Annotated in this window: 23 protein-coding genes; 12 read left to right on the top strand and 11 right to left on the bottom strand. The window is 72.2% G+C overall.

The window, feature by feature from the left end; genetic code table 11:
- Window positions 1-109 precede the first annotated feature (109 nt).
- A complete protein-coding gene (ligD, locus tag ACIQ6R_RS22900) occupies window positions 110-1,135 on the top strand; it encodes a non-homologous end-joining DNA ligase (protein ID WP_404223069.1) in 1,026 nt (341 codons plus the stop codon).
- A gap of 1 nt (window position 1,136) precedes the next feature.
- Here ligD and ACIQ6R_RS22895 read toward each other — a convergent pair whose 3' ends face one another.
- Window positions 1,137-3,323 (bottom strand): OmpL47-type beta-barrel domain-containing protein, encoded by a 2,187-nt coding sequence (locus ACIQ6R_RS22895; protein WP_404223068.1) that lies wholly within the window; start codon window positions 3,321-3,323, stop codon window positions 1,137-1,139.
- Window positions 3,324-3,337: 14 nt separating this feature from the next.
- Window positions 3,338-5,815 (bottom strand): ThuA domain-containing protein, encoded by a 2,478-nt coding sequence (locus ACIQ6R_RS22890; protein ID WP_404223067.1) that lies wholly within the window; start codon window positions 5,813-5,815, stop codon window positions 3,338-3,340.
- 199 nt (window positions 5,816-6,014) lie between these two features.
- Here ACIQ6R_RS22890 and ACIQ6R_RS22885 point away from each other — a divergent pair, with 199 nt between their 5' ends.
- Window positions 6,015-7,034 carry a multicopper oxidase domain-containing protein gene (locus tag ACIQ6R_RS22885; RefSeq protein ID WP_404223066.1) on the top strand — a complete coding sequence of 340 codons (1,020 nt, stop codon included), beginning with the start codon at window positions 6,015-6,017 and terminating at the stop codon, window positions 7,032-7,034.
- Between the two features lie 172 nt (window positions 7,035-7,206).
- Window positions 7,207-8,265 (top strand): LacI family DNA-binding transcriptional regulator, encoded by a 1,059-nt coding sequence (locus ACIQ6R_RS22880; RefSeq protein ID WP_404170881.1) that lies wholly within the window; start codon window positions 7,207-7,209, stop codon window positions 8,263-8,265.
- A 107-nt stretch (window positions 8,266-8,372) separates the two neighbouring features.
- On the opposite strand, the gene ACIQ6R_RS22875 is transcribed toward ACIQ6R_RS22880, so the two are convergent.
- The gene (locus tag ACIQ6R_RS22875) at window positions 8,373-9,158 is read right to left on the bottom strand and encodes a VOC family protein (protein WP_404223065.1); all 786 of its coding nucleotides are present in this window, start codon (window positions 9,156-9,158) and stop codon (window positions 8,373-8,375) included.
- A 190-nt stretch (window positions 9,159-9,348) separates the two neighbouring features.
- Between ACIQ6R_RS22875 and ACIQ6R_RS22870 the strand changes: the two genes are divergently transcribed.
- Complete coding sequence (locus tag ACIQ6R_RS22870) at window positions 9,349-9,594, top strand: WhiB family transcriptional regulator (RefSeq protein WP_404172220.1); 246 nt, start codon at window positions 9,349-9,351, stop codon at window positions 9,592-9,594.
- Between the two features lie 249 nt (window positions 9,595-9,843).
- On the opposite strand, the gene ACIQ6R_RS22865 is transcribed toward ACIQ6R_RS22870, so the two are convergent.
- From ACIQ6R_RS22865 to ACIQ6R_RS22850, 4 genes are all read right to left on the bottom strand, one after another.
- Complete coding sequence (locus ACIQ6R_RS22865) at window positions 9,844-10,818, bottom strand: acyl-ACP desaturase (protein WP_404170875.1); 975 nt, start codon at window positions 10,816-10,818, stop codon at window positions 9,844-9,846.
- Window positions 10,819-11,025: 207 nt separating this feature from the next.
- Entirely contained in the window at window positions 11,026-11,802 is a 777-nt protein-coding gene (gene ddaH / locus ACIQ6R_RS22860; RefSeq protein ID WP_404223064.1) for a dimethylargininase, read from the bottom strand.
- A gap of 94 nt (window positions 11,803-11,896) precedes the next feature.
- Window positions 11,897-14,155 carry an ATP-binding cassette domain-containing protein gene (locus ACIQ6R_RS22855; RefSeq protein WP_404223063.1) on the bottom strand — a complete coding sequence of 753 codons (2,259 nt, stop codon included), beginning with the start codon at window positions 14,153-14,155 and terminating at the stop codon, window positions 11,897-11,899.
- Window positions 14,156-14,165: 10 nt separating this feature from the next.
- Window positions 14,166-15,797 (bottom strand): ABC-F family ATP-binding cassette domain-containing protein, encoded by a 1,632-nt coding sequence (locus ACIQ6R_RS22850; protein ID WP_404223062.1) that lies wholly within the window; start codon window positions 15,795-15,797, stop codon window positions 14,166-14,168.
- 325 nt (window positions 15,798-16,122) lie between these two features.
- Here ACIQ6R_RS22850 and ACIQ6R_RS22845 point away from each other — a divergent pair, with 325 nt between their 5' ends.
- Both ACIQ6R_RS22845 and ACIQ6R_RS22840 read left to right on the top strand, forming a co-directional pair.
- A complete protein-coding gene (locus tag ACIQ6R_RS22845; RefSeq protein ID WP_404223061.1) occupies window positions 16,123-16,794 on the top strand; it encodes a GPP34 family phosphoprotein in 672 nt (223 codons plus the stop codon).
- Between the two features lie 122 nt (window positions 16,795-16,916).
- Window positions 16,917-17,753 carry an isocitrate lyase/phosphoenolpyruvate mutase family protein gene (locus ACIQ6R_RS22840; protein ID WP_404170863.1) on the top strand — a complete coding sequence of 279 codons (837 nt, stop codon included), beginning with the start codon at window positions 16,917-16,919 and terminating at the stop codon, window positions 17,751-17,753.
- 92 nt (window positions 17,754-17,845) lie between these two features.
- Here ACIQ6R_RS22840 and ACIQ6R_RS22835 read toward each other — a convergent pair whose 3' ends face one another.
- Window positions 17,846-18,262: an SsgA family sporulation/cell division regulator gene (locus ACIQ6R_RS22835; RefSeq protein WP_404223060.1), complete on the bottom strand. Its 417-nt coding sequence runs from the start codon at window positions 18,260-18,262 to the stop codon at window positions 17,846-17,848.
- A gap of 247 nt (window positions 18,263-18,509) precedes the next feature.
- Here ACIQ6R_RS22835 and ACIQ6R_RS22830 point away from each other — a divergent pair, with 247 nt between their 5' ends.
- Together ACIQ6R_RS22830 and ACIQ6R_RS22825 are read left to right on the top strand one after the other, a co-directional pair.
- Window positions 18,510-19,628: a WD40/YVTN/BNR-like repeat-containing protein gene (locus tag ACIQ6R_RS22830; RefSeq protein ID WP_404223059.1), complete on the top strand. Its 1,119-nt coding sequence runs from the start codon at window positions 18,510-18,512 to the stop codon at window positions 19,626-19,628.
- Window positions 19,629-19,700: 72 nt separating this feature from the next.
- Window positions 19,701-20,030: a plasmid stabilization protein gene (locus tag ACIQ6R_RS22825; RefSeq protein WP_404170855.1), complete on the top strand. Its 330-nt coding sequence runs from the start codon at window positions 19,701-19,703 to the stop codon at window positions 20,028-20,030.
- 9 nt (window positions 20,031-20,039) lie between these two features.
- Here the strand turns inward: ACIQ6R_RS22825 and ACIQ6R_RS22820 are convergent, their stop codons facing one another.
- Window positions 20,040-20,339 (bottom strand): YciI family protein, encoded by a 300-nt coding sequence (locus tag ACIQ6R_RS22820; RefSeq protein WP_404170852.1) that lies wholly within the window; start codon window positions 20,337-20,339, stop codon window positions 20,040-20,042.
- Window positions 20,340-20,382: 43 nt separating this feature from the next.
- Between ACIQ6R_RS22820 and ACIQ6R_RS22815 the strand changes: the two genes are divergently transcribed.
- Window positions 20,383-21,087, top strand: a complete 705-nt coding sequence (locus tag ACIQ6R_RS22815) for an endonuclease V (RefSeq protein ID WP_404223058.1) — start codon at window positions 20,383-20,385, stop codon at window positions 21,085-21,087.
- Here ACIQ6R_RS22815 and ACIQ6R_RS22810 read toward each other — a convergent pair.
- A complete protein-coding gene (locus ACIQ6R_RS22810; RefSeq protein WP_404170846.1) occupies window positions 21,075-21,269 on the bottom strand; it encodes a hypothetical protein in 195 nt (64 codons plus the stop codon). The two genes, ACIQ6R_RS22815 and ACIQ6R_RS22810, sit on opposite strands and share 13 nt — an antisense overlap.
- 214 nt (window positions 21,270-21,483) lie before the next feature.
- On the opposite strand from ACIQ6R_RS22810, the gene mmpA reads away from it, so the two are divergent.
- Entirely contained in the window at window positions 21,484-21,633 is a 150-nt protein-coding gene (gene mmpA / locus ACIQ6R_RS22805) for a morphogenic membrane protein MmpA (RefSeq protein WP_310869968.1), read from the top strand.
- Between the two features lie 76 nt (window positions 21,634-21,709).
- Here the strand turns inward: mmpA and ACIQ6R_RS22800 are convergent, their stop codons facing one another.
- Window positions 21,710-22,888, bottom strand: a complete 1,179-nt coding sequence (locus ACIQ6R_RS22800; RefSeq protein ID WP_404223057.1) for a saccharopine dehydrogenase family protein — start codon at window positions 22,886-22,888, stop codon at window positions 21,710-21,712.
- Between the two features lie 206 nt (window positions 22,889-23,094).
- Between ACIQ6R_RS22800 and ACIQ6R_RS22795 the strand changes: the two genes are divergently transcribed.
- Window positions 23,095-24,243 carry a CaiB/BaiF CoA transferase family protein gene (locus ACIQ6R_RS22795; protein ID WP_404223056.1) on the top strand — a complete coding sequence of 383 codons (1,149 nt, stop codon included), beginning with the start codon at window positions 23,095-23,097 and terminating at the stop codon, window positions 24,241-24,243.
- A 36-nt stretch (window positions 24,244-24,279) separates the two neighbouring features.
- Window positions 24,280-25,494 (top strand): acetyl-CoA C-acetyltransferase, encoded by a 1,215-nt coding sequence (locus ACIQ6R_RS22790; protein ID WP_404223055.1) that lies wholly within the window; start codon window positions 24,280-24,282, stop codon window positions 25,492-25,494.
- Window positions 25,495-25,535 lie beyond the last annotated feature (41 nt).

Here is a 25,535-nt window from a genome sequence, read left to right as displayed (position 1 = left end):
GGTGCCGCGCCGGACGCGGTGCCGCCCGGGAACGTGCGTTCGAGAGCGCGGACCCGGGCGGGCCGTCGCTGATGTGCGAGGTACCCGCGGGGCGCCTACCGTGGCTCGCATGGCGGAAGCGGTGGAACTGGAAGCGGGCGGACGGACCGTGCGGCTGTCCAGCCCGGGCAAGGTCTTCTTCCCGGAGCACGGTTACACCAAGCTCGACGTGGCCCGGTACTACCAGGCGGTCGCCCCCGGCATCCTGCGTGCCCTGCGCGACCGGCCGACCACCCTTCAGCGCTACCCGGACGGCGTCACCGGCGAGTGGTTCTACCAGAAGCGCGCGCCCAAGGGCATGCCCGACTGGATTCCCACCGCCCACATCACCTTCCCCAGCGGACGCAGCGCCGACGAGATGTGCCCCACCGAGGAGGCCGCGGTGCTCTGGGCCGCCCAGTACGGCACCCTCACCTTCCACCCCTGGCCGGTGCGCCGCGACGACGTCGACCACCCCGACGAACTGCGCATCGACCTCGACCCGCAGCCCGGCACCGACTACGACGACGCCGCCCGCGCCGCCCACGAACTGCGTGCGGTACTGGAGGAGTTCGGCGGCCTGCGCGGCTGGCCCAAGACCTCCGGCGGACGCGGTATCCACGTCTTCGTGCCGATCGAGCCGCGCTGGACCTTCACCCAGGTCAGGCGTGCCGCCATCGCCGTCGGCCGCGAGATGGAACGCCGGATGCCCGAGCAGGTGACCATCAAGTGGTGGAAGGAGGAGCGCGGCGAGCGCATCTTCATCGACTACAACCAGACCGCCCGCGACCGCACCATCGCCTCCGCCTACTCCGTACGCCCGCGCCCGCACGCCCCCGTCTCCGCACCGCTGAGCTGGGACGAGGTGGGCGTCGCGCACCCGCGGGACTTCGACATCACGACCATGCCCGCGCGCTTCGCCGAACTCGGCGACGTGCACGCGGGCATGGACGATCAGGCGTACTCCCTCGACGCCCTGCTGGAACTGGCGACGAAGGACGAGCACGACCACGGGCTCGGTGATCTGCCGTACCCGCCCGAGTATCCGAAGATGCCGGGGGAACCCAGCCGGGTACAGCCGAGCCGCGCGAAGAAGCCGCGCCCTCAGGAGAGCTGAACTACAACTCCTTGATCCGGACGTCCCGGTACGAGACCACGTCCGTCGTGCCGTGCACCTGGAGTCCGATGTAGCCGGAGGCGAACCGCCGCCCGTCGGTGCCCGGGTCGTCCGAGCGCACGGGGTAGAAGTCCTGGCCGCCGAAGTTGTCGAACTCGTTGATCAGCACGCCGTTGCGGTAGACGGAGTAGTGCTGGTCGACCACGCGGATCTCGTAGTCGTTCCAGGTGCCCTTCTCCGTCACACCGGCCCCGGCGAGGCCCACCCGGTCGAAGCCGTAGACGGAGCCGGTCTTGTACATGTCGCCGGTGGGGCTGTCGAACTCCTGGATCTCGTGCCCGTACTTGATGGCGACCCACTCCGGACGCGACTCCTCCGGGTGGTCGTGGACCTGCGGGAAGCGCACGAACACGCCGGAGTTGGCGTTTCCGGAGCCCGGGGCGTCGTCACGCCACTGGAGCTTCAGCGAGAAGTCGCCGTACTTGCGCTCCGGGAACCACAGCATGCCGAGGCCCGGCTTCGTGGTGCCGGAGGTGATGGTCCCGTCCGGGTTCAGCCCGAACGAACCGCCGCCCACCTGCTCCCACTTCGCGAAGGACTCCTGGGACCCGTCGAGGATCGTGCGGTAGCCCTCGGTCTGGCCGGGCGTGCCGATCTTCGACTGGCGGGCGGCCTTGTTGATCGCCCGGTACTCCCGACGGTCGACGACCCCCTCGTCCAGGAGGGCGTCCATGACCTCCCGCACGTGCTTCAGGAACAGCGCCTGGGACGTCCACTCCTTCTCGTCCTCGATCATCTCGTTGATCCGGCACCGGTTGTTCGTGACCCGGTTCGGCACACCCGTGTCGACCGTGCCGACGATGACCGTCTCCCGTTCGTCGTACTCCGGGCAGGGCGGCGGCGGCACCTGGCCCGACACCACCGTGAAGCTGACGCTCAGCGGCTCGGAGGTGTTGCCCGCCTTGTCGCTCGCCCGGTAGGCCACGGTGTGCCGCCCGACGCGGTCGACGACCACCGGCTCGGTGTACGCGAGGTACGGCCCGGCGTCGAGCGAGTACTCCACGCCGGCCACGCCGGAGCCGCCCTCGTCGGTGGCGCTGACGGTCACCTTCGCGCTGCCGACGTACGCGCCGTCGGAGTCCTTGGTGCCCTCCACGGTCGCGCCGGTCACCGGCGGGGCGGTGTCCTCGGGGGGAGCGGCGACGACGGTGAAGGCGACGCTCTTCTCCGCCGCGACGTTGCCCGCCTTGTCGGTGGCCCGGTAGCGCACGGTGTGCTCGCCGACCTGGTGCACCATCACGGGCGCGGTGTAGGCCTGCCAGGCGCCGTCACCGACCGCGTACTCGATGGTGTTGACGCCGGAACCGGTGTCGGAGGCGGTGACGGTCACCGTCGCCATGTCGATGTACGCGCCGTCGGGGTTCTTCTCACCGCTGACCGTCGCCGAGGTCTCCGGCGCGGTCGTGTCGTCGGTGTCCGGGGCGACCACGGTGAACGCGACGCTCTTCTCGGCGGCGGCGTTGCCCGCCTTGTCGAAGGCCCGGTAGCGCACCGTGTGGTCACCGACCTGGTCGACGACGACCGGCGTGGTGTACGGCTGCCAGGCGCCGTCGGCGCCGATCGCGTACTCGATCCGGTCGACGCCGGAGCCGCCCTCGTCGGTGGCGCCGAGCGTCACGGTCGCGGAGCCGACGTAGGCGCCGTCGGCGTTCTGCGTGCCGCCCACCTCGGCCGAGGTCGCGGGCGCCGTGGTGTCGTCACCGCCGCCGCCCTCGGTCACCACGAGCACGCCCTTCATCTCCCCGTGGCCGGGGATCGTGCAGTGGTACATGTAGCGGCCGGGCGTGAGGGTGACCTCGGCGGTGTGCTTCCCGCCCTGGTCGTCGCCCGGGTTGGCCAGGATGTTCAGCTGGACGTCCTGGTTGTACTCGGGGTCGCTGGTCATGAACGTCAGCGTGTGCGGCATGCCGGTGGTGTTGCCGGTCGCCTCACTGTTCTCGAAGACGATCGTGGCCGGACCGGCCACCGCCGTCTCGGGTGCGGACGTGTACTTGGTGATGTCGTTGCCGGCCGTCCAGGTGAGGACCTGGTCGGCGGCGGCCTCGGTCTTTGCCGCGGGCTGCCCGGACGCGGACGTCGCCTGCAGACCGAGCATCATCAGCAGGCCGGCCAACAAGGCGGCCCACATTCTTCGTTGGCGTATCACTCAGACCCCCTCGCCAGCTGTCCGGCGGCAGGCGTCGGCCCGCCGCCCTCGTAGGTGACCCGCCACAGGGCCGACTTGGAGTCCGAGGTGAAGAAGCCGCGGCCGTAGTCGAGGACGTACAGCGCGCCGTCCGGGCCGAACTTCCAGCCCATCAGGTTCTTGATGCCGTCGTTGCCGACCGGCACGATCTTCTTCAGCGACTCCGAGTGCACCGGCAGACCACCGTCCCCTTGCGTCTTCGGGTCCATCAGCACCGCGTTGCGCGGCTGGTCGGCGTCGTAGAAGTCACCGACGAACCACTTGCCGTCCCAGTACGCGGGCCACTTGGTCTCGCTGGTGCTGTCGGCGTCGTAGCGGTAGACCGGGCCGTTCATCGCGGCCTGACCGCCGCCCTTGAGCCAGGGCAGCTTGTAGGTGGCCTCGTCCTGCTGGTACGACGGGATGCCGTTCTCGTCGCGCGGGAAGTCGGGGCCGCCACCCTGCGGCGAGTACCAGATGTTGTTGCCGGTCACCGGCGGCAGGTTGACCAGGCCGTCGTTGTTCGGCGACTCGTTCTTCGGGGCGTCGCAGTCGTACCAGCCCAGCGGCTTCGACGGGTCCGGCAGGTTCCGGTCCCGGTACGGCTGCTTGTTGCCCATGCAGTACGGCCACCCGCGGTTGCCCGCCTCGGTGATCGCGGCGAACGTGTCGTACTTCGCCGGACCCCACGTCGGCGACGGAGAGCCGGCGTCCGGGCCGACCCAGCCCGCGTAGAGGGTGTCGGTCTTCTTGTCGACGGAGATCCGTGCAGGGTTGCGTACCCCCATCACGTAGATCTCGCCGCGCGTCTTGCCGCCGCCCTCGGCGGTCTCCTCGCCGGTGAAGAGATTGCCCTCGGGGAGCGTGTACGTCCCGTCCGGCTCCGGGTGGATGCGCAGGATCTTGCCGTTGAGGTTGTTGGTGTTGCCGGCGGTGCGGCGCGCGTCGGCGAAGGACACGCCCTTGAAGTTGGGCTCCGGGTTGTTGCCCGAGTAACCGCCGCTGAACCCGCTGGAGTTGTTGTCACCGGTCGCGATGTACAGGTTGCCCTTGGAGTCCCAGGCCATCCCGCCGCCCGCGTGGCAGCAGCTGTGGATCTGCACCGGCCACTTGAGCAGCACCTTCTCGCTGCCCAGGTCCAGCTTGTTGGTCGCCTGGTCGAGCGTGAAGCGGGAGACCCGCCGCTCGGCCATGTGCGTGTCGCGGTTGATCCGCGAGTGCGGCGTGTAGTGCAGGTACACCCAGCCGTTGGCCGAGAACTCCGGGTCCAGCTCGATGCCGAGCAGGCCCTCCTCGACCTTGGTCAGCTCGTCGCCGCCGCCCTTGTTGCCGAAGACGGTCAGTTCACCGGCGAGCGTGACCTTGTCGGTCTTCGGGTCCCAGACGTGGATCTCGCCCTTGCCCTTGCCGATGTTCGGGTCGTTCCAGTCGGTGACCACGGGCTGGGAGGAGTCCGCGCCGCCGCGGCCGATGTAGAAGACGCGGCCGTCGGGTGCGGTGACCAGGCCGTGCGGCTCGCCGATCTGGTCGTTCCGGCCGGGTTGGTTGGGCTCGGTGAGCCGCTCGGCCTTGTAGTTGCCGTCGATGGTCGCCTTGCAGTCGGCCTGTGCCAGGCGCGTCGTCCACATGAGGGCGCCGCGCAGATGGGCGCGGAAGTCGGTCTCGTCGTACGACGACACCGTGCCGCCCATGCCGGTGTAGAAGGACCGGCCGCCGTCGTAGTCCCGGCACCAGCTGACCGGGTGGTCCCAGCCGTTGGCGCTCGCACCGGGCTGGTACGTCGATTCGCGCACCCGGGCCACGGTGTGCACGTCGCCGGACGGGTTCTCCACCCAGTTCATCCACTGGTCGGGCCGCTTCCACTGCACCGGCAGGTCCTTGGCGGCCGGATGGCGCCGGTCACCGACCTCGACGGTGGCCCGCTGGACCTTGGTCGGGCTGGACGCGGCGGGGCGGGCGCCGACCAGACCGGTGAACCAGTCCGAGTACGGCTCCGCGCGGGCCGCGTCGTGGATGCCGACGAACCCGCCGCCGGCCTCCATGTACGCCTCCAGACCCGCCTCCTGCGCCGGGTCGAGGACGTCGCCGCCGCCGGTGAGGAACACGACCGCGTTGAAGCGGCCGAGCCTCTTCTCGTTGGTGAACACCGAGGCGTTGTCCGTGGCCTCGACCTGGAAGCGCTCCTTGGCCGGGCCGGTCAGCCCGATCCGCTCGATGGCCGCGATCCCGGCGTTCACGACGGGGGACTCGTCCCCGGCCGCGGCGGAACCGTAGAAGATCAGCACACGTACGTTGGCGCCGCCGGGCGGCGACTTGATCGACATCGTTGTCAGGGACGGGTCCGGCGCCGGTCGCGCACTGGCGGTGGGCCCCGCCAACAGTCCCGCGGCGACGAAACCGGCGGTCGCGAACGCCGCCCAGCCTCTGCTTCTCGCGCTCAACCCTCTTAAGGGCATGGGCACCTCCTCGGTCACGGCAGCAGCGCCAAGGAAGTTAGACCTCTTTGCATGGTTCGCCAATAGGTATGACCGGGATCGAACGAACTTTGTCCTGAGTGTGGATAAACGCGGCCGCAGCCGGTACCGTCCCACAGGTTCATCACGGCCAATCACGGCTACGTCTCCGCAAATTCCTTAACAGCGTGGGGAGTTCGGCATGGACAGGCGAGGCTTCAACCGACGGGTACTGCTGGGCGGCGCGGCCGTCGCGACATCGTTGTCCATCGCTCCGGAGACCGCGGGCGCGGCCGGCGCGGCAGGTGCGGCCCAGGGTGTCACCGCGAAGACGGCACCGGCCGGGGGCGAGGTGAGACACATCAAGATGTACGCCGAGAAGCTGCCCGACGGTCAGATGGGCTACGGCCTCGAGAAGGGCAAGGCGTCCATCCCCGGCCCGCTGATCGAGCTCAACGAGGGCGACACCCTGCACATCGAGTTCACCAACACGATGGACGTGCGGGCCAGTCTGCACGTCCACGGCCTGGACTACGAGATCTCCAGCGACGGCACGGCGATGAACAAGAGCGACGTCGAGCCCGGCGGCACCCGCACCTACACCTGGCGCACCCACAAGCCCGGCCGCCGCGGCGACGGCACCTGGCGGGCGGGCAGCGCGGGCTACTGGCACTACCACGACCACGTCGTCGGTACGGAACACGGCACCGGCGGCATCCGCAAGGGCCTGTACGGCCCCGTGATCGTGCGCCGCAAGGGCGACGTGCTGCCCGACGCCACGCACACGATCGTCTTCAACGACATGCTCATCAACAACCGCAAGCCCCACACCGGGCCCGACTTCGAGGCCACCGTGGGCGATCGCGTCGAGATCGTCATGATCACCCACGGCGAGTACTACCACACCTTCCACATGCACGGTCACCGCTGGGCGGACAACCGCACCGGCATGCTCACCGGGCCCGACGACCCGAGCCAGGTCATCGACAACAAGATCACCGGCCCGGCGGACTCCTTCGGCTTCCAGATCATCGCGGGGGAGGGGGTGGGGGCCGGGGCATGGATGTACCACTGCCATGTGCAGAGCCATTCCGACATGGGGATGGTCGGCCTGTTCCTGGTGAAGAAGGCGGACGGCACGATCCCCGGCTACGACCCGCACGAGCACGCGCACGGGCAGGAGACCGCAACCGGGGAGGAGGCCGCCGCGCACCAGCACTGAGGGGACGGCGAGTCGATCAGGCGTCCTGAGCCTTTCTCATGAACACACGCCGATCCTGACGCCTCACCGGCCTCACCGGCCTCCTCGCAAGCGCGTTCGGCGCGCCGAGAGCGCCCTCTCTGCCCGACGGCCTGCCGCTATCCTGAGCCGCAGCCGCCGAGGAGGAGTGCCCGTGACCGAGACCGCGCCGCGCCCCACGCTGGAGGCCGTGGCCGAGCGCGCCGGGGTCTCGCGGGCCACCGTGTCCCGGGTGGTGAACGGGGCGCACGGGGTGCGGGACGCGCTGGCCGAGCGGGTCCGGCGTGCGGTGGAGGAACTCGGTTACGTGCCCAACCAGGCCGCCCGCAGTCTGGTGACGCGGCGCCACGACGCGGTCGCCGTCGTCGCCGCCGAACCGGAGACCCGGATCTTCGCCGACCCCTACTTCGCCCAGCAACTCCGCGGCATCAGCAAGGAACTGACGGCACACGACAACCAGCTCGTGCTGCTGCTGACGGAGGGCCGCGAGGACCATGCCCGCGTCGGCCGCTACCTGGCCGGCGGCCACGTCGACGGCGCGCTCGTCTTCTCCCTGCACCTCGACGATCCGCTGCCCGGCCTCGTCCGCAGCGCCGGCGTACCGACCGTGTTCGGCGGGCGCCCCGGCTGGGACGACGGCCGGGACGACGTGGTCTACGTGGACAGCGACAACCGCGGCGGCGCCCGCGACGCCGTCCGCCACCTGGCGGGGCTCGGCCGGACCCGCATCGCGCACATCACCGGCCCGCTCGACCAGACGTCCGCGGCCGACCGGCTCGCCGGCTTCCGCGACGTCCGGGCCGACGCCGACCCTGGGCTGATCGCGAGTGGCGACTTCACCCCGGGGGGAGGCGAGCGGGCGATGCGGGAACTGCTCGACCGGTGCCCGGACCTGGACGCCGTGTTCGCGGCCAACGACCTCACCGCGGCGGGCGCCCTGCGGGTGCTGCGCGAGCGTGGGCGGCGGGTGCCGGACGACGTGGCCGTGGTCGGCTTCGACGACATGCTGCCCGTCGCGGAGCAGACCGACCCGCCGCTGACCACGGTCCGCCAGGACATCGAGGAGATGGGCCGGCTGATGGCCCGCCTGCTGCTGCGCGGCCTGGACCGTGGCGCCGGGACGGCGAACTCCGCGACGGACACGGCCACCGAGCCGGACACGCCGTCCGGCGTCGTCCTGCCGACGACCCTGGTCCGGCGCGCGACCACGTGACGCGGCGCGGGCAGACCGGGGCCGGGGGGGGGCACCCAGGGCGGTCCGCGCCCCGATCCGCCGGGCAGAGGCGACCGACGCCTCCGACCCGAGCCGCAGGACAGGCCCTACGCCTCCCGCGGCATCGGCCTGAGCACCGCGAACCGGGCGCCGTACGGGTCGGTGAGCCGGGCGACGCGTCCGGCGCCCTCGATGTCCGTCGCCGGCATCCGCACCGTGCCGCCCAGCTCCAGGGTGCGCGCGACCGCGGCGTCCGTGTCGTCGACCGCGAGGTACGGCAGCCAGTGGGCGTCCGTCTCCAGAGGGTCGTCGGCGAGTGGAACGACGCCGCCGAACATGCTCTCCGCGCCCTCGCCCGCCGGATTGAGGCAGGTGTAGGTGGAGCCGGGGAAGGAGACGGCCGAGGTCTCCAGCCCGAGCACCGCCCGGTAGTACGCGGCGGCGGCCGCGACGTCCGCCGTGTACAGCTCGACCCAGCACAGCGCACCGGTCCGGCCGGCCACGCCCATGCCGCCCAGCCGCCCCGGCTGCCAGACGCCGAACGGCGCCCCGGCCCGGTCGGCGAGGATCGCCGTGGTGCCCTGGTCCATCACGTCCATCGGCCGCACGATCACACCGCCCCGGGCCTGCTCGGAGGCTTTGGCGGCGCCTCCCGCGTCCGGGGTCTGGAAGTACACCGTCCAGGACGGCGGGCCCTGCTCCGGCGTCGTCCGCATACCGCCGGCCACGATCCGGCCGTCCAGCTCGAAGAAGCCGTAGCCGCCGGCCTCGGGCCCCGCCGACCGGAAGCGCCAGCCGAAGAGGCCGCCGTAGAAGTCAGCGGCGCCGTCGACGGCGGGCGTGCCGACGTCGATCCAGTTCGGAGCGCCGGTGACGAAACGGGTGGTGAGCATGATCGCCCTCCTCGGAAGGGACCCGTTGCCTGCACTGCCGAGTCTTCCACCCCTCCCTGACAACCGCTCCCGCGCGCCGCCGTGCGTCCCCGCACGGAGCGGAGGACCATCGGGTCGGCCACGGGCCCGTCCGCGCGGCGTTGATCCCGCGTTGATCGAACGTTTTTCACCGCCCGGCACGCTGCTGTCCATGCACATCGAGATGATCACGACGCCCGAGCTCGCCTGGCAGGAGGAGGCGTTGTGCGCACAGACCGGGGGAGACTTCTTCTTCCCCGAGCCCGGCAGTTCGGTACGGGACGCCAAGCGGATCTGCGCCCTGTGCCCGATCCGCTCGGCCTGCCTGGAGTACGCGCTGAGCAACGACGAGCGCTTCGGCGTCTGGGGCGGGCTGTCGGAGAAGGAACGACTGGCACTGCGGCGCACGACGTACTGAGCCCCGCCTCCGGTGCCGCACCGCCCGCACGCAGGCGCGAGCTGCTGCGGACGCCGCGCCGCCACCCGGTCCCCGACGTGCGCGACGCGGCGCTGGAGGAGACCACTGCCTACGGGTGACGGCGGCCTACGGGTGACGGCGGCCTACGGGTGATGACGGCCTACGCGTGATGACGGCCTACGCGTGATGACGGCCTACGTCTGACGACGGCCGCGTACGGCCGAGGGGCACGACGGGGAGCGGGTGCGGTCAGCCCGCGGCGCGGGCCGCCATCCGCGCCTTGCGCGCCGCCAGCTTCTCGTCGAACTTGGACGCCTCGGCGTCCAGCCCGCCCATGTACAGCCCCAGCTCCTCCTGGGCCGCCTGCCCCTCGGGGCCCAGGCCGTCGATCTCCATGATCTTCAGGAAGCGCAGGACGGGCTGGATCACGTCGTCGTGGTGGATGCGCAGGTTGTAGACCTCGCCGATCGCCATCTGCGCGGCGGCCCGCTCGAAGCCGGGCATGCCGTGACCGGGCATCCGGAAGTTCACGACCACGTCCCGCACCGCCTGCATCGTCAGGTCGGGCGCCAGCTCGAAGGCCGCCTTGAGCAGGTTGCGGTAGAAGACCATGTGCAGGTTCTCGTCGGTCGCGATGCGGGACAGCATGCGGTCGCAGACCGGGTCGCCGGACTGGTGGCCCGTGTTGCGGTGCGAGATGCGGGTGGCCAGCTCCTGGAAGGCGACGTAGGCCACCGAGTGCAGCATCGAGTGCCGGTTGTCCGACTCGAAGCCCTCGCTCATGTGGGCCATGCGGAACTGCTCCAGCTTGTCCGGGTCGACCGCGCGCGAGGCGAGCAGGTAGTCGCGCATCACGATGCCGTGCCGGCCCTCCTCCGCGGTCCAGCGGTGCACCCAGGTGCCCCAGGCGCCGTCGCGCCCGAAGAGGCTCGCGATCTCGTGGTGGTAGCTCGGGAGGTTGTCCTCCGTCAGGAGGTTCACCACCAGGGCGATCCGGCCGATCTCGGTGACCTTCGACTGGCCCTTCTCCCAGGCCTCGCCGTCCTCGAAGAACCCGGGGAAGTTGCGGCCGTCGCTCCAGGGCACGTACTCGTGCGGCATCCAGTCCTTGGTGACCTTCAGGTGCCGGTTGAGTTCGGTCTCGACGACTTCCTCCAGCGCGTACAGCAGCCGGGCGTCGGTCCATTCGGCGGAACTGCCGAGGTGCGGGGAGACGATCGTCACAGAAACTCCAGGGGACGTACGACAGAGCGGAAAGCGCCCGGCGAGCGGTGCCGGGGAACCTACGGGATCGTAGGCTACGAAACCGTAGGTTACGAGACCGTAGGTTAAACGCACTGTAAAGGTCGCTGATCAGCTGCCGTCCACCGGGGTGGGTGAAGCCCCCGAGACGCGCAGGTCCGGAGCCGGACGGCTGACGTTCGGGCCGGCTCAGCCGTACAGTTCCCGCAGCCGGACCGAGAGGCACGTCACACAGCCCTCGAGTTTCTCGAACTCGCCGATGTCGACGAGCACCGGCTCGTGGCCGAGGTCGGCGAGCAGTTCCGCCGTCTTCGGCGCGCTCGCCGCCATCAGCAGCTTGCCGCCGCCGAGCAGCACCACGTGCGCGCCGGACTCCTCCGGCACCGGAAGGAAACGGGGGAACAGCGACGGCACGTCCGTCGTCGGGAGGTGCCCGATCACCGTCCCGTCGGGAAGCGCGGTGACCGCCGACTTGAGGTGCAGCACCCTGCTCACCGGTACGGCGACGATCCGGGCGCCCAGCGGCTCGAAGGCGGCCCGCACCTGCTGGACGCCGGCCGCGTTGGTGCGCCCGCCGCGCCCGACATAGATCGTGTCGCCGACCTTCAGGACGTCGCCGCCGTCCAGGGTGCCCGGCTCCCAGACCCAGTTGACCGAGCAGCCGAGGCGGGCCACGGCCTCCTCGACTCCGGCGGTCTCCGCACGCCGCGACTCGGCGCCCGGCCGGGTGATGAGGGCGACGTTGCGGTACATGACGACCGTGTCCTCGACGAAGACGGAGTCGGGGCAGTCGTCGGCCGGGTCCACCTCCAGCGTCTCCCAGCCGTGTGCGCGCAGGGCCTCGGTGTACGCGTCCCACTGCTCGACCGCGAGGCCGTGGTCGACCTTCTCCCGCTCGACATGGGTCACCAGCCCTTCCGCCAGTCGCGGGCTGGGGCGGCGGACGAGGGCCTTCTTGCTGGGCACGAGGGGTCTCCGTATCGGCGCTGGCGGTGCGGCACCCGTGGCGCGGCGCCGACTCGCCATCATGCAGCGGGGACGCGTGCGGACGGAACCCCCGTCAGCTGCTCGTAGCCCTCCTGAGATGCTCCGCGGTGCTGGAGCCGCGGGCCGTGAGCAGTTCGCGCGGGGTGCCTTCGAAGATCACCCGGCCGCCGTCCCGGCCCCCGTCCGGTCCGAGGTCGATCACCCAGTCGGCGTGCGCCACCACGTCCAGGTTGTGCTCGACGACCACGACCGTGTTGCCGGAGCCGACCAGCCGGTCCAGCAGGGCGAGCAGTCCCTCGACGTCCGACATGTGCAGTCCGGTGGTCGGTTCGTCCAGGACGTACACCGCGCCCGTGCGGTGCAGCCGGGTGGCCAGCTTGATCCGCTGCCGCTCGCCGCCGGAGAGCGTGGACAGCGGCTGCCCGAGCGTGAGGTAGGTGAGGCCGACGTCGCGCAGGGCGTGCAGCCGCCGCCGTACGCCCGTGTCGGCGAAGAAGCCCAGTGCCTGGTCGGCGGTCATCGCCAGCACGTCGGCGATGGAGCTGCCGTCGATCGTCAGCCGCAGCACCTCGTCGCGGAAGCGCCGGCCGGCGCAGTCGTCGCAGGTGGTACTCACGGGGTCCATGAAGGCGAGGTCGGTGTGGATGATCCCGCGCCCCTCGCAGGTGCCGCAGGCTCCCGCCGAGTTGAAACTGAAGGACCCGGGCTCCGCGCCCGTCTCCCGCGCGAAGATCTTCCGCACCGTGTCCATGATCCCGAGGTACGTCGCCGGGGTCGACCGGGCCGAGATGCCGATCGAGGTCTGGTCGACGACCACGGCGTCCGGGTGGGCGGCGGTCAGCTCCGCGACCAGCGTGCTCTTGCCCGACCCGGCGACCCCGGTGACCGCGGTGAGCACCCCGGTCGGGAAGGCCACCGTCACGTCCCGCAGGTTGTGCCGGCCGGCGCCCTTCACCCACAGCTCCCCGGTCGTCGTCCGCGGGTCCTTCTTCACCGCCGTACGGCGTCCGAGGAACCGTCCGGTGAGCGTGTCCGCCCCGGCCAGCTCGGCCGGCGTCCCCTCGAACACCACCCGGCCGCCGTCCGCGCCGGCTCGCGGGCCCATGTCGACGACGTGGTCCGCCAGCGCGATGACGTCCGGGTCGTGCTCGACGACCAGCACGGTGTTGCCCTTGTCGCGCAGCCGCAGCAGCAGGTCGCCGAGGCGTCCGACGTCGCGCGGGTGCAGCCCGACGCTGGGCTCGTCGAAGATGTACGTCATCCCGGTCAGGCTGGAGCCGAGGTGCCGCACGGTCTTCAGCCGCTGCCCCTCTCCGCCGGACAGGCTGGAGGTCTCCCGGTCGAGGCTGAGATAGCCGAGGCCGATCGCCTCGACGCGCTCCAGCGCGGTGACCGCGGCCCCGGCGATCGGCCGGGCCACCGGGTCGTCGATCCGCCTCAGTACGGCGATCAGGTCGGTGACCTGCATGGCCGAGCAGTCGGCGATGGAGTGCCCGTCGATCCGGGTGGCGAGCGCCGCCGCGTTCAGCCGGGCGCCGCCGCACTCGGGACAGTCGCCCTCGACCAGGAACCGCCGCACCAGCTCCCGGGTCTTCTCGCTCATCGTCGACAGGTCCCGCTTGAGGTACAGCCGCTCGAAGCGGTCGGTGAGACCCTCGTACTCGGTGGTCCAGGTGCCCCCCGTGCCGTTGACGGTGACCTTGCTGCCGGGCCGGCCGCGCATGAGGAACGCGCGCTCGGCGTCCGTGAAGTCGCCGACCGGCTTGTCCGGGTCCAGCTCGTCGGTGTTGGTGTACGCCTGCCCCTGCCAGGTCCCCGCCGCGAACGGCGGGAAGCGGACCGCCCCGCCGGCCAGCGACCTCGCGGGATCGAGGACGCGGTTCCAGTCGGGCTGCACCTTGCGGCCCAGGCCGTCGCAGCCGGGGCACATGCCCGACGGGTCGTTGAACGAGTACGCCGTCGCCGCCCCGGCACTGGGCGTGCCGTGCCGGGAGAACAGCACCCGCAGCACCGAGTGGATGTCGGTCATCGTGCCGACCGTGGACCGCGAATGGCCGCCGACCGGACGCTGGTCGACGACGATCGCGGGGGAGAGGTCCTCCAGGGCGTCCGCGTGCGGCCGCTCGTACTTGGGCAGCCGGTTGCGCACGAACCAGGTGAACGTCTCGTTCAGCTGGCGCCGCGACTCGACCGCGATCGTGTCGAACACGACCGACGACTTCCCCGACCCCGAAACGCCGGTGAACACGGTCAGCCGGCCCTTCGGGATGCGGAGCGTGACGTCCTGGAGGTTGTTCTCCCTGGCTCCGGTGATGCTGATGAACTCGCTCATGCCGGGAACGCTAGGCGGGATACCCGACAGCTTCTGGCGTGATTTCCCGTAGTTCTCCCTCCTCCATCAGCAGCCAGCGGGTGATGGCGATCGACTCCAGGAACGGCAGGTCGTGACTGGCCACGACCAGCGCCCCCTCGTACGACTCCAGGGCGCCGGTGAGCTGCCGCACGCTCGCCATGTCCAGGTTGTTCGTCGGCTCGTCCAGCATCAGCAGCTGCGGCGCCGGGTCGGCCAGCATCAGTGCGGCCAGCGCCGCCCGGAAGCGTTCGCCGCCGGACAGGGTCGCCGCCTGCTGGTCGGCCCGGGCGCCCCGGAACAGGAAGCGCGCCAGCCGCGCCCGGATCCGGTTGTTGGTGGCGCCCGGCGCGAACCGGGCCACGTTCTCGGCGACGCTCAGCTCGCCGTCGAGGACGTCCAGGCGCTGCGGCAGGAACCGCAGCGGGACGTGCGCCGTCGCCTCGCCCGCCACCGGCTCCAGCTCCCCGGCGATCGTGCGGAGCAGCGTGGTCTTGCCCGCGCCGTTGCGCCCGATCAGCGCGATCCGCTCGGGGCCGTGCAGGTCGAAACCGCCCTCCACGCGTGCGCCGTAGACCATGTCCAGGTCCAGGTCCCGGAGCGTCAGCACCGAGCGCCCCGGTGGTACGGCCGTGTGCGGCAGGTCGACGCGGATCTCGTCGTCGTCCCGCACGGCCTCCACCGCGTCGTCGAGCCGCTCCCTGGCCTCGGCGAGCTTCTCCTCGTGCATGATGCGGTGCTTGCCCGCGGACTCCTGTGCCGCGCGCTTGCGAGCCCCCATGACGATCTTCGGCTCACGCTTCTGCTCGTACATCTTCTGGCCGTACCGCTTGCGACGGGCCAGCTTGACCTGGGCGTCGGCCAGTTCGCGCTTCTGCTTGCGCAGATCGGACTCGGCGACGCGCACCATCCGCTCGGCCGCCTCCTGTTCGACGGCCAGGACCTCCTCGTACGCCGAGAAGTTCCCGCCGTACCAGGTGATCTCGCCGGAGCGCAGGTCGGCGATCTGGTCGACGAGGTCCAGCAGTTCGCGGTCGTGGCTGACCACGACCATCACCCCGGGCCAGGAGGCGACGGCCGCGTACAGCCGCCTGCGTGCGTACAGGTCGAGGTTGTTGGTGGGCTCGTCCAGGAGCAGGACGTCGGGCCGGCGCAGCAGCAGCGCGGCCAGCCGCAGCAGCACCGACTCGCCGCCCGAGACCTCGCCGACGGTGCGGTCGAGCCCGACGTGACCGAGGCCGAGTTCGCCGAGCGTGGCGAGGGCGCGCTCCTCGACGTCCCAGTCGTCGCCGACGGTCTCGAAGTGCTCCTCGGCCACGTCGCCCGCCTCGATGGCGTGCAGCGCGGCCCGCCGCGCGGCGATGCCGAGCGCCTCGTCGACCCGCAGCGCGGTGTCGAGCGTGACGTTCTGCGGCAGGTAACCGACCTCGCCGGCCACGCGGACCGTGCCGTCGACCGGGGTGAGCTGCCCGGCGATCAGTTTCAACAGGGTGGACTTGCCCGACCCGTTGACACCGACGAGCCCGGTCCTGCCGGGGCCGAAGGCGGTGTCGAGTCCGTCGAAGACGGGCGTGCCGTCGGGCCAGGCGAACGAGAGGGCCGTACAAGTGACGGAAGTAGACATACAGGGTCTCCGCGGTTGCTTGAAGCCGTCAGGGGCAAACGCGTATCGAGACACCGGTGAGGCGGCGACCGCCGTCGGACGAGGGAAGGAGAAGCCCCGGGGAGTACACGGGCATGAAAAAAGGCCCTGCCCCGCAGGACGGCTCGAACGCCGAGGTCGCACGCGGCGTACACACCAGCAGGTGTGACGCGGTGTCTCAGGACCTCAGACGAGCAACGTCCTTCTCCAATCGGCGGCAACAGAAGCGCTGTACACCGTACGAGAGACCGGCCCGGGCTGTCAACGCCTTACCGTGAATCCGGTCCCACGGCCCCAAGGAGGCCCCGTGCCCGACGGCTCGCTCTCACTGCCGGCCCGGCTCTGTCTGCTGGCCTGGGACCCGGCGCGGCCCGGGGCGATCGACAGCGCCCGCCACCACCATCTGGTGCGCGCCGGCGCGCTCACCGAACTGGCCCGGCGCGGTCTGCTCACCGACGGCGAGGGCATCGCCACCCCCGTCGACCTGGACTCCCGCACCGGGGACGCCGTCCTCGACGGGCTGCTGGACCTCGTCCGCGAGTCGATGCCGCACCGGTGGCGCACGTGGGTGAGGCTGCACGCGCGGCTCACCTTCGACGCCGTCCGGGAGCAGTTGGTGGCCGAGGGGTACCTGCGCGCCGAGAAGAAGCGCGTGCTCGGCGTGTTCCCGTCCGTGGAGTACGTCCTGGCACGGGGCGCCGCGGCGCGGGCGCTCCGGGAGGAGACGCGGTACGTCCTGGCGGGCCCGGTGCCGGCCGGGGAGGTCTCCGAGCGGAACGCGGTCATGGCCGTACTGGCGGCCGCCGCGGGACTGCGCGGCCTCGGGCCGGCCGGGGCCGATATGCGCCGGGAGGGCCGGATCGCGGAGCTGACCGAGCGCGGCGGTGCGGCGGCCCCCGGGCTGCGGAAGATCGTGGGCGAGGTGTGGGGAGCGGTGAGCGCGGAGACGGCGCGGGCCGGGGCGCCGGCGGGCGGCTGAGACGGGCAGGTCGGGACAGGCGGGTCGGGACAGGCGGGCCGGTCGGGACGGGCCGGTCGGGACGACGTCCATGTCGGATTCCTGCCAGCCCCGGCCCGGCTTCGGCTGGTCGAGTGAGCCGCATGACGAACCGGAACACCCTCCGTGAACAGGCCCAGGCCTTCCGCTCCCTGCACGTGCCCGGGACGCCGCTCGTCCTGCCGAACGCCTGGGACGCCGTCAGCGCCCGGCTCGTGGAGGACGCGGGCGCCACCGCGGTCGCGACCACCAGCGCCGGGCTGGCCTGGGCGCTGGGCGCGGCCGACGGCGACCGTCTGGACCGCGGCCCGGCAGTCGCCGCCGTAGCGCGCATCGCCTCCGCGGTCCGCGTGCCCGTCAGCGCCGACATCGAGGGCGGCTACGCCGAGGACGCGGCGGGCGTCGCCGACACCGTCCGCGCGGTACTGGCCGCGGGCGCCGTCGGGGTGAACGTCGAGGACGCGCGGTACGACGACGCCGGTTCTCCGCTGCGCTCCGTAGCCGAGCAGGCGGAACGCCTCGCCGCCGCCCGGGAGGCCGCCGACGCGCAAGGGGTGCCGCTGTTCGTCAACGCGCGCGTCGACACCTTCCTGCGGGGCGCCGGGGGAGTGGACGCCACCCTGGAGCGGGCCGCCGCCTACCGCGCCGCGGGCGCCGACGGGATCTTCGTCCCCGGGGCCGTCGACCCGGGGACCGTCGAGGAGCTCGCCGAAGGCGTCGACGGACCGCTGAACGTGATGGCCGGTCCCGGCGCGCCGCCGGTCGCCGAACTGGCCGCGCTGGGCGTGGCACGGGTGAGCGTCGGCTCGGGCGTCGCACAGGCCGCGTACGCCCTGGTCCACCGCGCCGCGCGGGAGCTGCTGGACGCGGGGACCTACGGCGCCCTGACGGACGGCGTCGACTACGGGGAGCTCAACCGGCTGCTCGCGCGGGGGCGTTGAGAGCGGCACTCAACCGGCCGCTCGCGCGGAGCGTCGAAAGAGGAGCCCGGTCGGCCGCTCGCGCGGGGTGCCTCCCGGAGGGCGTCGCGTCGTCAGCAGGTCCCGCGCATCAACTCCGCCAGGTCGTGGTCCAGGTCCAGCTGGAGATGCTCCAGGCCGACGGGGACCAGCTCGCCGGAGGCCTGAAGGAACCGGCGCAGCTCGCCCGAGCGGACGTGGATCACGGCGGTGCCCTCGGGCGCGTGGAACTCCAGGACGGTCCGGTCGTAGCCGTACGGGCGCACCCGTACGTCGCCGTGTCCGTCCGGCTCCCGCATCCCGGCGATGAGCAGCTCGCGGGAGAAGGTCCAGCAGACCTCCACGCCTTCGAGGGTGGCCGGGGCCGGGAAGGTCATCCGGACGGCGAACGGGTCGCTGCGGTCGTAGTGCAGCGTGGCGGGAATGCTCGGCATACGCGGCGCGGCGGCGACGAGACGCGCCTCGACGGGCTGCTCGATGACGGTGGACAACGCCTTGCTCCCTCGTGACGGCTGGACGGGCTTCCGGGGTGATGCGGGCCGGGCACTGGAAGAGACGACGGAATCAGCCAATCCGTGCACACGGTGACCGAGTGACCTCGGTCACCGTGTTCATGCGCGGGAGTGACGCGCCTCTCCTCGTGCGCCCCGCAAGGCACTTGTGGCTCTCGTGCCCGCACACGCGCGCCGCACACGGTCCTCTGGACGGCGCCGGGACGGTGGGCTAGCTTCGCCCGCCATGAGGCGCTTGGGGAGCACGCGACGCACGGCAGGGTCCGCCCGGACCGGTGGCAGGCGGACGGGACGGGCGGTGACCGCCGGGGCGGTGTGCGCGGCGGCACTGGCCGCGCTGACGGTGGCCGCCCCCGCGCAGGCGCACCAGCGACCGCACTGGGAGACGAAGGAGACCGGGGCGTCCGACGTCCGGTTCCGGGGACTCGCGGCCGTCAGCCGGCACACCGCCTGGGTGGCCGGCACCCAGGGCACCGTCCTGCGTACCACCGACGGCGGCGGCACATGGCGGAACGTCTCGCCGCCGGACGCCGGCGAGCTGCAGTTCCGGGACATCGAGGCGTTCGACGCCCGCCGGGCCGTGGCCTTGGCCATCGGCGAGGGCGAGGCGTCCCGGGTCTACCGCACCGACGACGGCGGGGCGACCTGGACCGAGTCCTTCCGCAACACCGACCCGCGGGCCTTCTACGACTGCCTCACCTTCTTCGACCGCCGCCACGGCCTCGCCATGAGCGACCCGGTGGGCGGGAAGTTCCGCATCCTGTCGACCAGCGACGGCGGGCGCTCCTGGAAGGTGCTGCCGAGCCAGGGCATGCCCGCCGCGCAGGACGGCGAGGCCGGGTTCGCGGCCAGTGGCCAGTGCCTGGTCGCGTCCGGACCGAAGGACGTGTGGCTGGCCACCGGTGGCGCGGCACGCGCGCGCGTGCTGCACTCCGCCGACCGCGGGCTCACCTGGACGGCCTCCGACGCCCCGGTCCCGGCTGGTGATCCGGCCCGGGGCGTCTTCGCCCTCGCCTTCCGGGACCGCGCCCACGGCCTCGCCGTCGGCGGCGACTTCCGCCCCGACCGGCCCTCCCCGCGGGCGGCGGCGCGGACCGGCGACGGCGGCACCACCTGGCGGTCCGCCGACCGGTCGCCCTCCTCCTACCGGTCCGGCGTCGCCTGGCTGCCGTACAGCCGCACCGCCGCCCTCGCGGTCGGCCCCACCGGCACGGACCTCACCACGGACGGCGGCCGCACCTGGCGGTCCGTCGACACGGGCTCGTACGACACCGTGGACTGCACCCCGGACCTGGGCTGCTGGGCCGCCGGCGAGCGGGGACGGGTCGCCCGGTTGGAGCGCTGACGGCGCGCGGGGCCGGGTGTTCGTCCGTAACGTGGGTATCCGTTCGCTGAACGTGAGAGGAAGTGAGCGGACATGCCACGCGGTTCGAGCTCCAAGCGGGAGCGGCAGTACGAGCACATCAAGGACAGCGCCGAGGACCGTGGCGAGAGCACCGGGCGTGCCAAGGAGATCGCCGCCCGGACGGTGAACAAGGAGCGCGCCCAGTCCGGCGAGTCCAAGACCGCCAGCCGTACGTCCACGCGGGACAAATCGCCGAGCAAGCGGGGCGGCCAGCGGTCCGGGAAGCGGCAGGGGCCCCAGGGACCCACCTACGACCAGCTGTACCAGGAGGCCAAGCGCCGCGACATCAGCGGCCGTTCGAGCATGAACAAGGGCGACCTCGAGCGCGCCCTCGGCAAGTGAGCCGTACGGCTACCGGCCGAGCGTCTCCCGGTACCGCTCCAGTGCCGGCGCCGTCTTCGTGGCGACGAACTCGGTGACGCGGTACGCGCATACGCCGGCCCTGACGAAGGGGTCGCCCGCGGTGATCTCCTCGATCCGCGCACGGTCCTCCGCGACGGCGATGATCACCCCGCCGTCGCGGGGTTCCTTGCGCCCGGACGCCAGGAACACGCCCTGCCGGTACAGCCCGTCCAGCCACGCCACGTGCTCCTCCAGCACCGCGTCGACGGCGTCGAGCGGGGCAGTGTAGGAGAGTTCCAGTACGAACATGATCGCGAGCCTACTCCGGTGGTCCCGTAGGCTTGCGGCCACCATGACGACCGTGACCGTGCGCATCCCCGCCGACTGGCCCGCGACCGAGGAACGAGCCCGCGCCGTCCAGGACGAACTGCGGGCACGCGTGGTGCTCGACGAGCCGGGTCCGCCGCCCGGCACGGGCCGGGTGACCGGCGTGGACGTCGCCTACGACGACGAACGGGACGTCGTCGCGGCGGCGGCCGTCGTCCTGGACGCCGCGACCCTCGCCGTCGTCGCCGAGGCCACCGCCGTCGGCCGGATCTCCTTCCCCTACGTGCCCGGCCTGCTCGCCTTCCGGGAGATCCCGACCGTCCTCGCCGCCCTGGACGCGCTGCCCTGCCCGCCCGGCCTGGTCGTCTGCGACGGCTACGGCCTGGCACATCCGCGCCGTTTCGGCCTCGCCAGTCACCTCGGCGTGCTCACCGGCCTGCCCACGATCGGCGTGGCCAAGAACCCGTTCACCTTCACGCACGAGGACCCGGACGCGCCCCGCGGCAGTACGGCCCCGCTGCTCGCCGACGCCGAGGAGGTCGGACGTGCGGTCCGCACCCGCGACGGCGTCAAGCCGGTCTTCGTCTCCGTCGGCCATCGGGTGAGCCTCGACAACGCCTGCGCGCACACGCTGGCCCTGGCCCCCGACTACCGTTTGCCGGAGACCACCCGCAGGGCGGACGCCCTGTGCCGCGAGGCCCTGCGGGCGGCCACCGCCTACTCGGCCTGATCCTCGACGCTCCAGCGGCCCACCTCCCGGTACGCCGAGTCGTAGACCGCCGCACCGTCGCCGGGCTTGAGCGCGTAGTGCTTCAGATTGCCGCCCCAGTACCGCAGGATCCGCTGCAGCTCGCCCGCGGGGTCCTCGGCGAGCGCGCCCTCGTCCATGGTCACTTCGAGAAGGAACTTCATGCCTTCAAGGGTTTCATTGAACTCCTTGTTGGCACTGTGCCGTGCGGGAGCGCCAGTGGTGGTGGGCCGGTGACGGACACCAGCGGGAGAAGTCTCAAATCCACGCGCGATCCGCGTGGACGGGCGGGTGCTCGTGGCGCGGTCCGGTGCTCAGGGGCCACCTGAGTACCCGTACGGATGTGCCCCCGCCGTCGGCCGCGACAGGCTGGACCGCATGACGACGCACCGCGCACCCAAACAGTCCGCCCACCACCCCGGCCGGCCCGTCGAGCGGGCCGTGGTCGCGGGGCTGGTGCTCGCCGTGGGGGCGGGGCTGGCCTGGATCGGCGGGATGATCTACACGATCGTCGGGTGGTCGGGGTAGGGCCTGTCCGGCGGACGGGCATGTCGGCCCCCGCGTCAACGGCACGTTCCGCCGGACGGGCCCAGAGGCGGGCCCGTCAGCGGGTCGCGGCCACCCGGAAGCGGATGCCCGCCGTCCGCAGCCGCTCGGTCAGCGCGTCCCCCATCGCCACGGCCGTCGTGACCTGCCCGGCCACGGGCGGCAGGTCGTCGAGGGCGAGGGACAACGCCGCCTCGGCGAACATCTTCGCCGTCTCGTCGTACCCGGGGTCGCCGCCCGAGACCTCGGTGTACACCTTCCGGCCGCCGCCCTCGCCCACGAAGCGGACCGAGAACCAGCTCCTCGCCCGCTTCTCGGCGCTCGGCCCGTCACCCGGCTTGAGCCGGCCGGACAACCAGCGCCGCGCGGGCGGCACCTGAGCCGCCGCCACGAGCGCGCCCACGGCCGCCACCCCGCCCACCGCGACGGGCAGATGCCGGACGGCCGCGTAGTGGCGGTAGCGGAAGTCGGGGCCGTAGCGGTCCAGCGCCTTCGCGGAGCGCCGCACGATCTGCGCGTCGATGGTCGGCAGCGGCAGCGCCCAGGCTCCCACCTCCCCGGCGAACCGCGGCGCGCCCGTCGGTGTCACCGCCCGGCGGCCCACCAGCCGGGGCTCGTGCCGCCGGCGCTCCCGCGCGGCGGCCTGCAGCTGCCGGCCGCGCGCGAACTGACCCAGCGCGGAGGCGAACGTACCGCCCGAGAAGGTGGCGTCGGCGGTCACGAAGCCGTCCACGGCCAGCGGCACACCCTCCGGCAGCTGCCGCACGGTGAAGTACACACCGAGATCGTGCGGTACGGAGTCGAAACCACAGGCGTGCACCAGCCGCGCGCCGGTCTCCCGCGCGCGGGCGTCATGACGCACGTACGTCAGGTCCACGAACTCGGGCTCACCGGTGAGGTCGAGATAGTCCGCCCCGGTCTCCGCGCAGGCGGCGACCAGCGCTTCGCCGTACCGGACGTACGGTCCCACCGTGGTGGCCACCACGCGCGCCCGCTCGGCGAGTTCGCGCAGCGAGGCCGGATCGGAGACGTCCGCGCGCAGTACGCCGACGTCCGCCGCGCCGGGCAGCCGCTCCCGCAGCCGTCGCAGCTTCTCCTCGCCGCGGCCGGCGATCGCCCAGCGCAGCCCGTCGGGCGCGTGCGCGGCGAGGTACTCCGCGGTGAGTTCGCCGACGAACCCCGTCGCTCCGAAGAGCACGATGTCGTACGGCCGGTCGGCCGTTTTCAGCCTGGTCATGACATTCCTTCCTCACTCGGCGGCAACCCCTGGGCCCGCAGCACGCGCCGTCGCCGGTGGCCGAGGCTAGCGTGAGGACCGCGAGTCCGGAGGGGAGCCTGCCCCATAATTGGCTAAGCGCTTGCTCGCTCCGGTCTTGTGCCCAGTGGAGCACGTTTCTAGCATCACTGGTGTTACATCAGTGATGTCACAGAGCTGGGGGCTCGATGTCGGAGGCGAGGACGGCGGGGCGCACGCCGGGTGAGGGCCCGCTCACGGGCGTGCGCGTGGTCGAGCTGGCCGGGATCGGGCCCGGGCCCTTCGCCGCCATGCTCCTGGCCGACCTGGGCGCCGACGTCGTCCGCGTCGACCGCCCCGGCGGCCCCGGGCTCGCGATCGACCCCGCGCACGACGTCACCAACCGCAACAAGCGTTCGGTGGTCGTCGACCTGAAGGCACCCGACGGTCCGGCTCAGGTCCTCGACCTCGCCGAACGCGCCGACGTGCTGATCGAGGGCTACCGTCCCGGCGTCGCCGAACGGCTCGGCGTCGGTCCCGGGCACTGCCACGCCCGCAACGCGCGCCTCGTCTACGGCCGCATGACCGGCTGGGGCCAGGACGGCCCGCTCGCCCAGCGCGCCGGTCACGACATCGGGTACATCGCGCTCACCGGCACCCTCGGCATGATCGGCGCCCCCGACGAACCGCCGTCCGTCCCCGCCAACCTCGTCGGCGACTACGCGGGCGGCTCCCTCTACCTGGTCGTCGGCGTCCTCGCCGCCCTGCACCACGCGCGCGCGACCGGCACCGGCCAGGTCGTCGACGCCGCCATCGTCGACGGGGCCGCCCACCTCTCCTCGATGATCCACGGCATGCTCGCCGCCGGTGGCTGGCAGGACCGGCGCGGCGCCAACCTCCTCGACGGCGGCTGCCCGTTCTACGGCACCTACGAGACCGCCGACGGCCGGTACATGGCGGTCGGCGCCCTGGAGCAGCGGTTCTACGCCGAGTTCATGGAGCTGCTCGGCCTCCCCGAGCAGGCACCGGCCCGCGACGACATGGCCCGCTGGGGCGAACTGCGCGAGGCCATCGCCGCCCGCTTCAGGTCCCGTACCCGAAAGGAGTGGGCGGCCGTCTTCGTGGACTCGGACGCCTGTGTGGCCCCCGTCCTGTCGCTCCGCGAGGCCCCGCACCACCCGCACCTCGCCGCCCGCGGCACCTTCACCGACCACGGCGGCATCACCCAGCCGGCCCCCGCGCCCCGCTTCTCCGCGACCCCCACCGCCGTCCGCACCGGACCCGCCCGGCCGGGCGCCGACACCGAGGCGGTGGCCCGCGACTGGGACCTGCCGGGGAAGCCTCGAACGAACAGCTGAACAACCCCGCGAAAACCCTCAGTGAAAGGTCTGCCAGTGACCACCGAAGCGTACGTGTACGACGCGATCCGCACCCCGCGCGGACGCGGCAAGGCGAACGGCGCCCTGCACGGTACGAAGCCCGTCGACCTGGTCGTCGGCCTCATCCACGAGATCCGCGCCCGCTTCCCGGGCCTCGACCCGGCCGCCGTCGACGACATCGTGCTCGGCGTCGTCGGCCCCGTCGGCGACCAGGGCTCCGACATCGCCCGCATCGCCGCCATCGCGGCCGGACTGCCCGACACCGTGGCGGGCGTCCAGGAGAACCGCTTCTGTGCCTCGGGCCTGGAGGCCGTCAACCTGGCCGCCGCCAAGGTGCGCTCCGGCTGGGAGGACCTGGTCCTCGCGGGCGGCGTCGAGTCCATGTCCCGGGTGCCCATGGCCTCGGACGGCGGCGCCTGGTTCAACGACCCGATGACCAACCTCGCCACCAACTTCGTCCCGCAGGGCATCGGCGCCGACCTGATCGCCACCATCGAGGGCTTCTCGCGCCGCGACGTCGACGAGTACGCGGCCCTCTCCCAGGAGCGCGCGGCCAACGCCTGGAAGGAGAACCGCTTCGAGCGGTCCGTCGTGCCGGTCAGGGACCGCGCCGGTCTCACCGTCCTCGACCACGACGAGCACCTGCGCCCCGGCACCACCGCGGACTCCCTCGCGGGCCTCAAGCCCTCCTTCGCCGACATCGGCGAACTCGGCGGCTTCGACGCCGTCGCGCTGCAGAAGTACCACTGGGTCGAGAAGATCGACCACGTCCACCACGCGGGCAACTCCTCCGGCATCGTGGACGGCGCCTCCCTGGTCGCCATCGGCTCCGAGGAGGTGGGCGAGCGCTACGGGCTCACCCCGCGCGCGCGGATCGTCTCCGCCGCCGTGTCCGGCTCCGAGCCCACCATCATGCTCACCGGCCCCGCCCCCGCCACCCGCAAGGCGCTCGCCAAGGCCGGGCTGACCATCGACGACATCGACCTGGTCGAGATCAACGAGGCGTTCGCCGCGGTCGTCCTGCGCTTCGTCAAGGACATGGGCCTGTCCCTGGACAAGGTCAACGTCAACGGCGGTGCCATCGCGCTGGGCCACCCCCTCGGCGCTACCGGCGCGATGATCCTCGGCACGCTCGTCGACGAACTGGAGCGCCAGGACAAGCGCTACGGCCTCGCCACCCTGTGCGTGGGCGGCGGCATGGGCATCGCCACCATCGTCGAGCGCATCTGACCCCTTCCCGACGGATCACGACGGACCACCAGGAGCACACC

The organism is Streptomyces sp. NPDC096048, from assembly GCF_044763415.1.
In the GTDB taxonomy this organism is placed as follows: domain Bacteria; phylum Actinomycetota; class Actinomycetes; order Streptomycetales; family Streptomycetaceae; genus Streptomyces.
Note: the sequence above shows the minus strand (reverse complement) of the source record. Positions and strands in the feature narration are given on the sequence as shown.

What these genes read in the sequence shown, in the direction of transcription:
- ligD (WP_404223069.1), top strand. Translation starts at nt 110, where the DNA reads ATGGCGGAAGCGGTGGAACTGGAAGCGGGCGGACGGACCGTGCGGCTG.
- ACIQ6R_RS22895 (WP_404223068.1), bottom strand. Translation starts at nt 3,323, where the DNA reads ATGTGGGCCGCCTTGTTGGCCGGCCTGCTGATGATGCTCGGTCTGCAG.
- ACIQ6R_RS22890 (WP_404223067.1), bottom strand. Translation starts at nt 5,815, where the DNA reads ATGCCCTTAAGAGGGTTGAGCGCGAGAAGCAGAGGCTGGGCGGCGTTC.
- ACIQ6R_RS22885 (WP_404223066.1), top strand. Translation starts at nt 6,015, where the DNA reads ATGGACAGGCGAGGCTTCAACCGACGGGTACTGCTGGGCGGCGCGGCC.
- ACIQ6R_RS22875 (WP_404223065.1), bottom strand. Translation starts at nt 9,158, where the DNA reads ATGCTCACCACCCGTTTCGTCACCGGCGCTCCGAACTGGATCGACGTC.
- ACIQ6R_RS22870 (WP_404172220.1), top strand. Translation starts at nt 9,349, where the DNA reads ATGCACATCGAGATGATCACGACGCCCGAGCTCGCCTGGCAGGAGGAG.
- ACIQ6R_RS22855 (WP_404223063.1), bottom strand. Translation starts at nt 14,155, where the DNA reads ATGAGCGAGTTCATCAGCATCACCGGAGCCAGGGAGAACAACCTCCAG.
- ACIQ6R_RS22850 (WP_404223062.1), bottom strand. Translation starts at nt 15,797, where the DNA reads ATGTCTACTTCCGTCACTTGTACGGCCCTCTCGTTCGCCTGGCCCGAC.
- ACIQ6R_RS22840 (WP_404170863.1), top strand. Translation starts at nt 16,917, where the DNA reads ATGACGAACCGGAACACCCTCCGTGAACAGGCCCAGGCCTTCCGCTCC.
- ACIQ6R_RS22830 (WP_404223059.1), top strand. Translation starts at nt 18,510, where the DNA reads ATGAGGCGCTTGGGGAGCACGCGACGCACGGCAGGGTCCGCCCGGACC.
- ACIQ6R_RS22825 (WP_404170855.1), top strand. Translation starts at nt 19,701, where the DNA reads ATGCCACGCGGTTCGAGCTCCAAGCGGGAGCGGCAGTACGAGCACATC.
- ACIQ6R_RS22820 (WP_404170852.1), bottom strand. Translation starts at nt 20,339, where the DNA reads ATGTTCGTACTGGAACTCTCCTACACTGCCCCGCTCGACGCCGTCGAC.
- ACIQ6R_RS22815 (WP_404223058.1), top strand. Translation starts at nt 20,383, where the DNA reads ATGACGACCGTGACCGTGCGCATCCCCGCCGACTGGCCCGCGACCGAG.
- ACIQ6R_RS22810 (WP_404170846.1), bottom strand. Translation starts at nt 21,269, where the DNA reads ATGAAGTTCCTTCTCGAAGTGACCATGGACGAGGGCGCGCTCGCCGAG.
- mmpA (WP_310869968.1), top strand. Translation starts at nt 21,484, where the DNA reads ATGACGACGCACCGCGCACCCAAACAGTCCGCCCACCACCCCGGCCGG.
- ACIQ6R_RS22800 (WP_404223057.1), bottom strand. Translation starts at nt 22,888, where the DNA reads ATGACCAGGCTGAAAACGGCCGACCGGCCGTACGACATCGTGCTCTTC.
- ACIQ6R_RS22795 (WP_404223056.1), top strand. Translation starts at nt 23,095, where the DNA reads ATGTCGGAGGCGAGGACGGCGGGGCGCACGCCGGGTGAGGGCCCGCTC.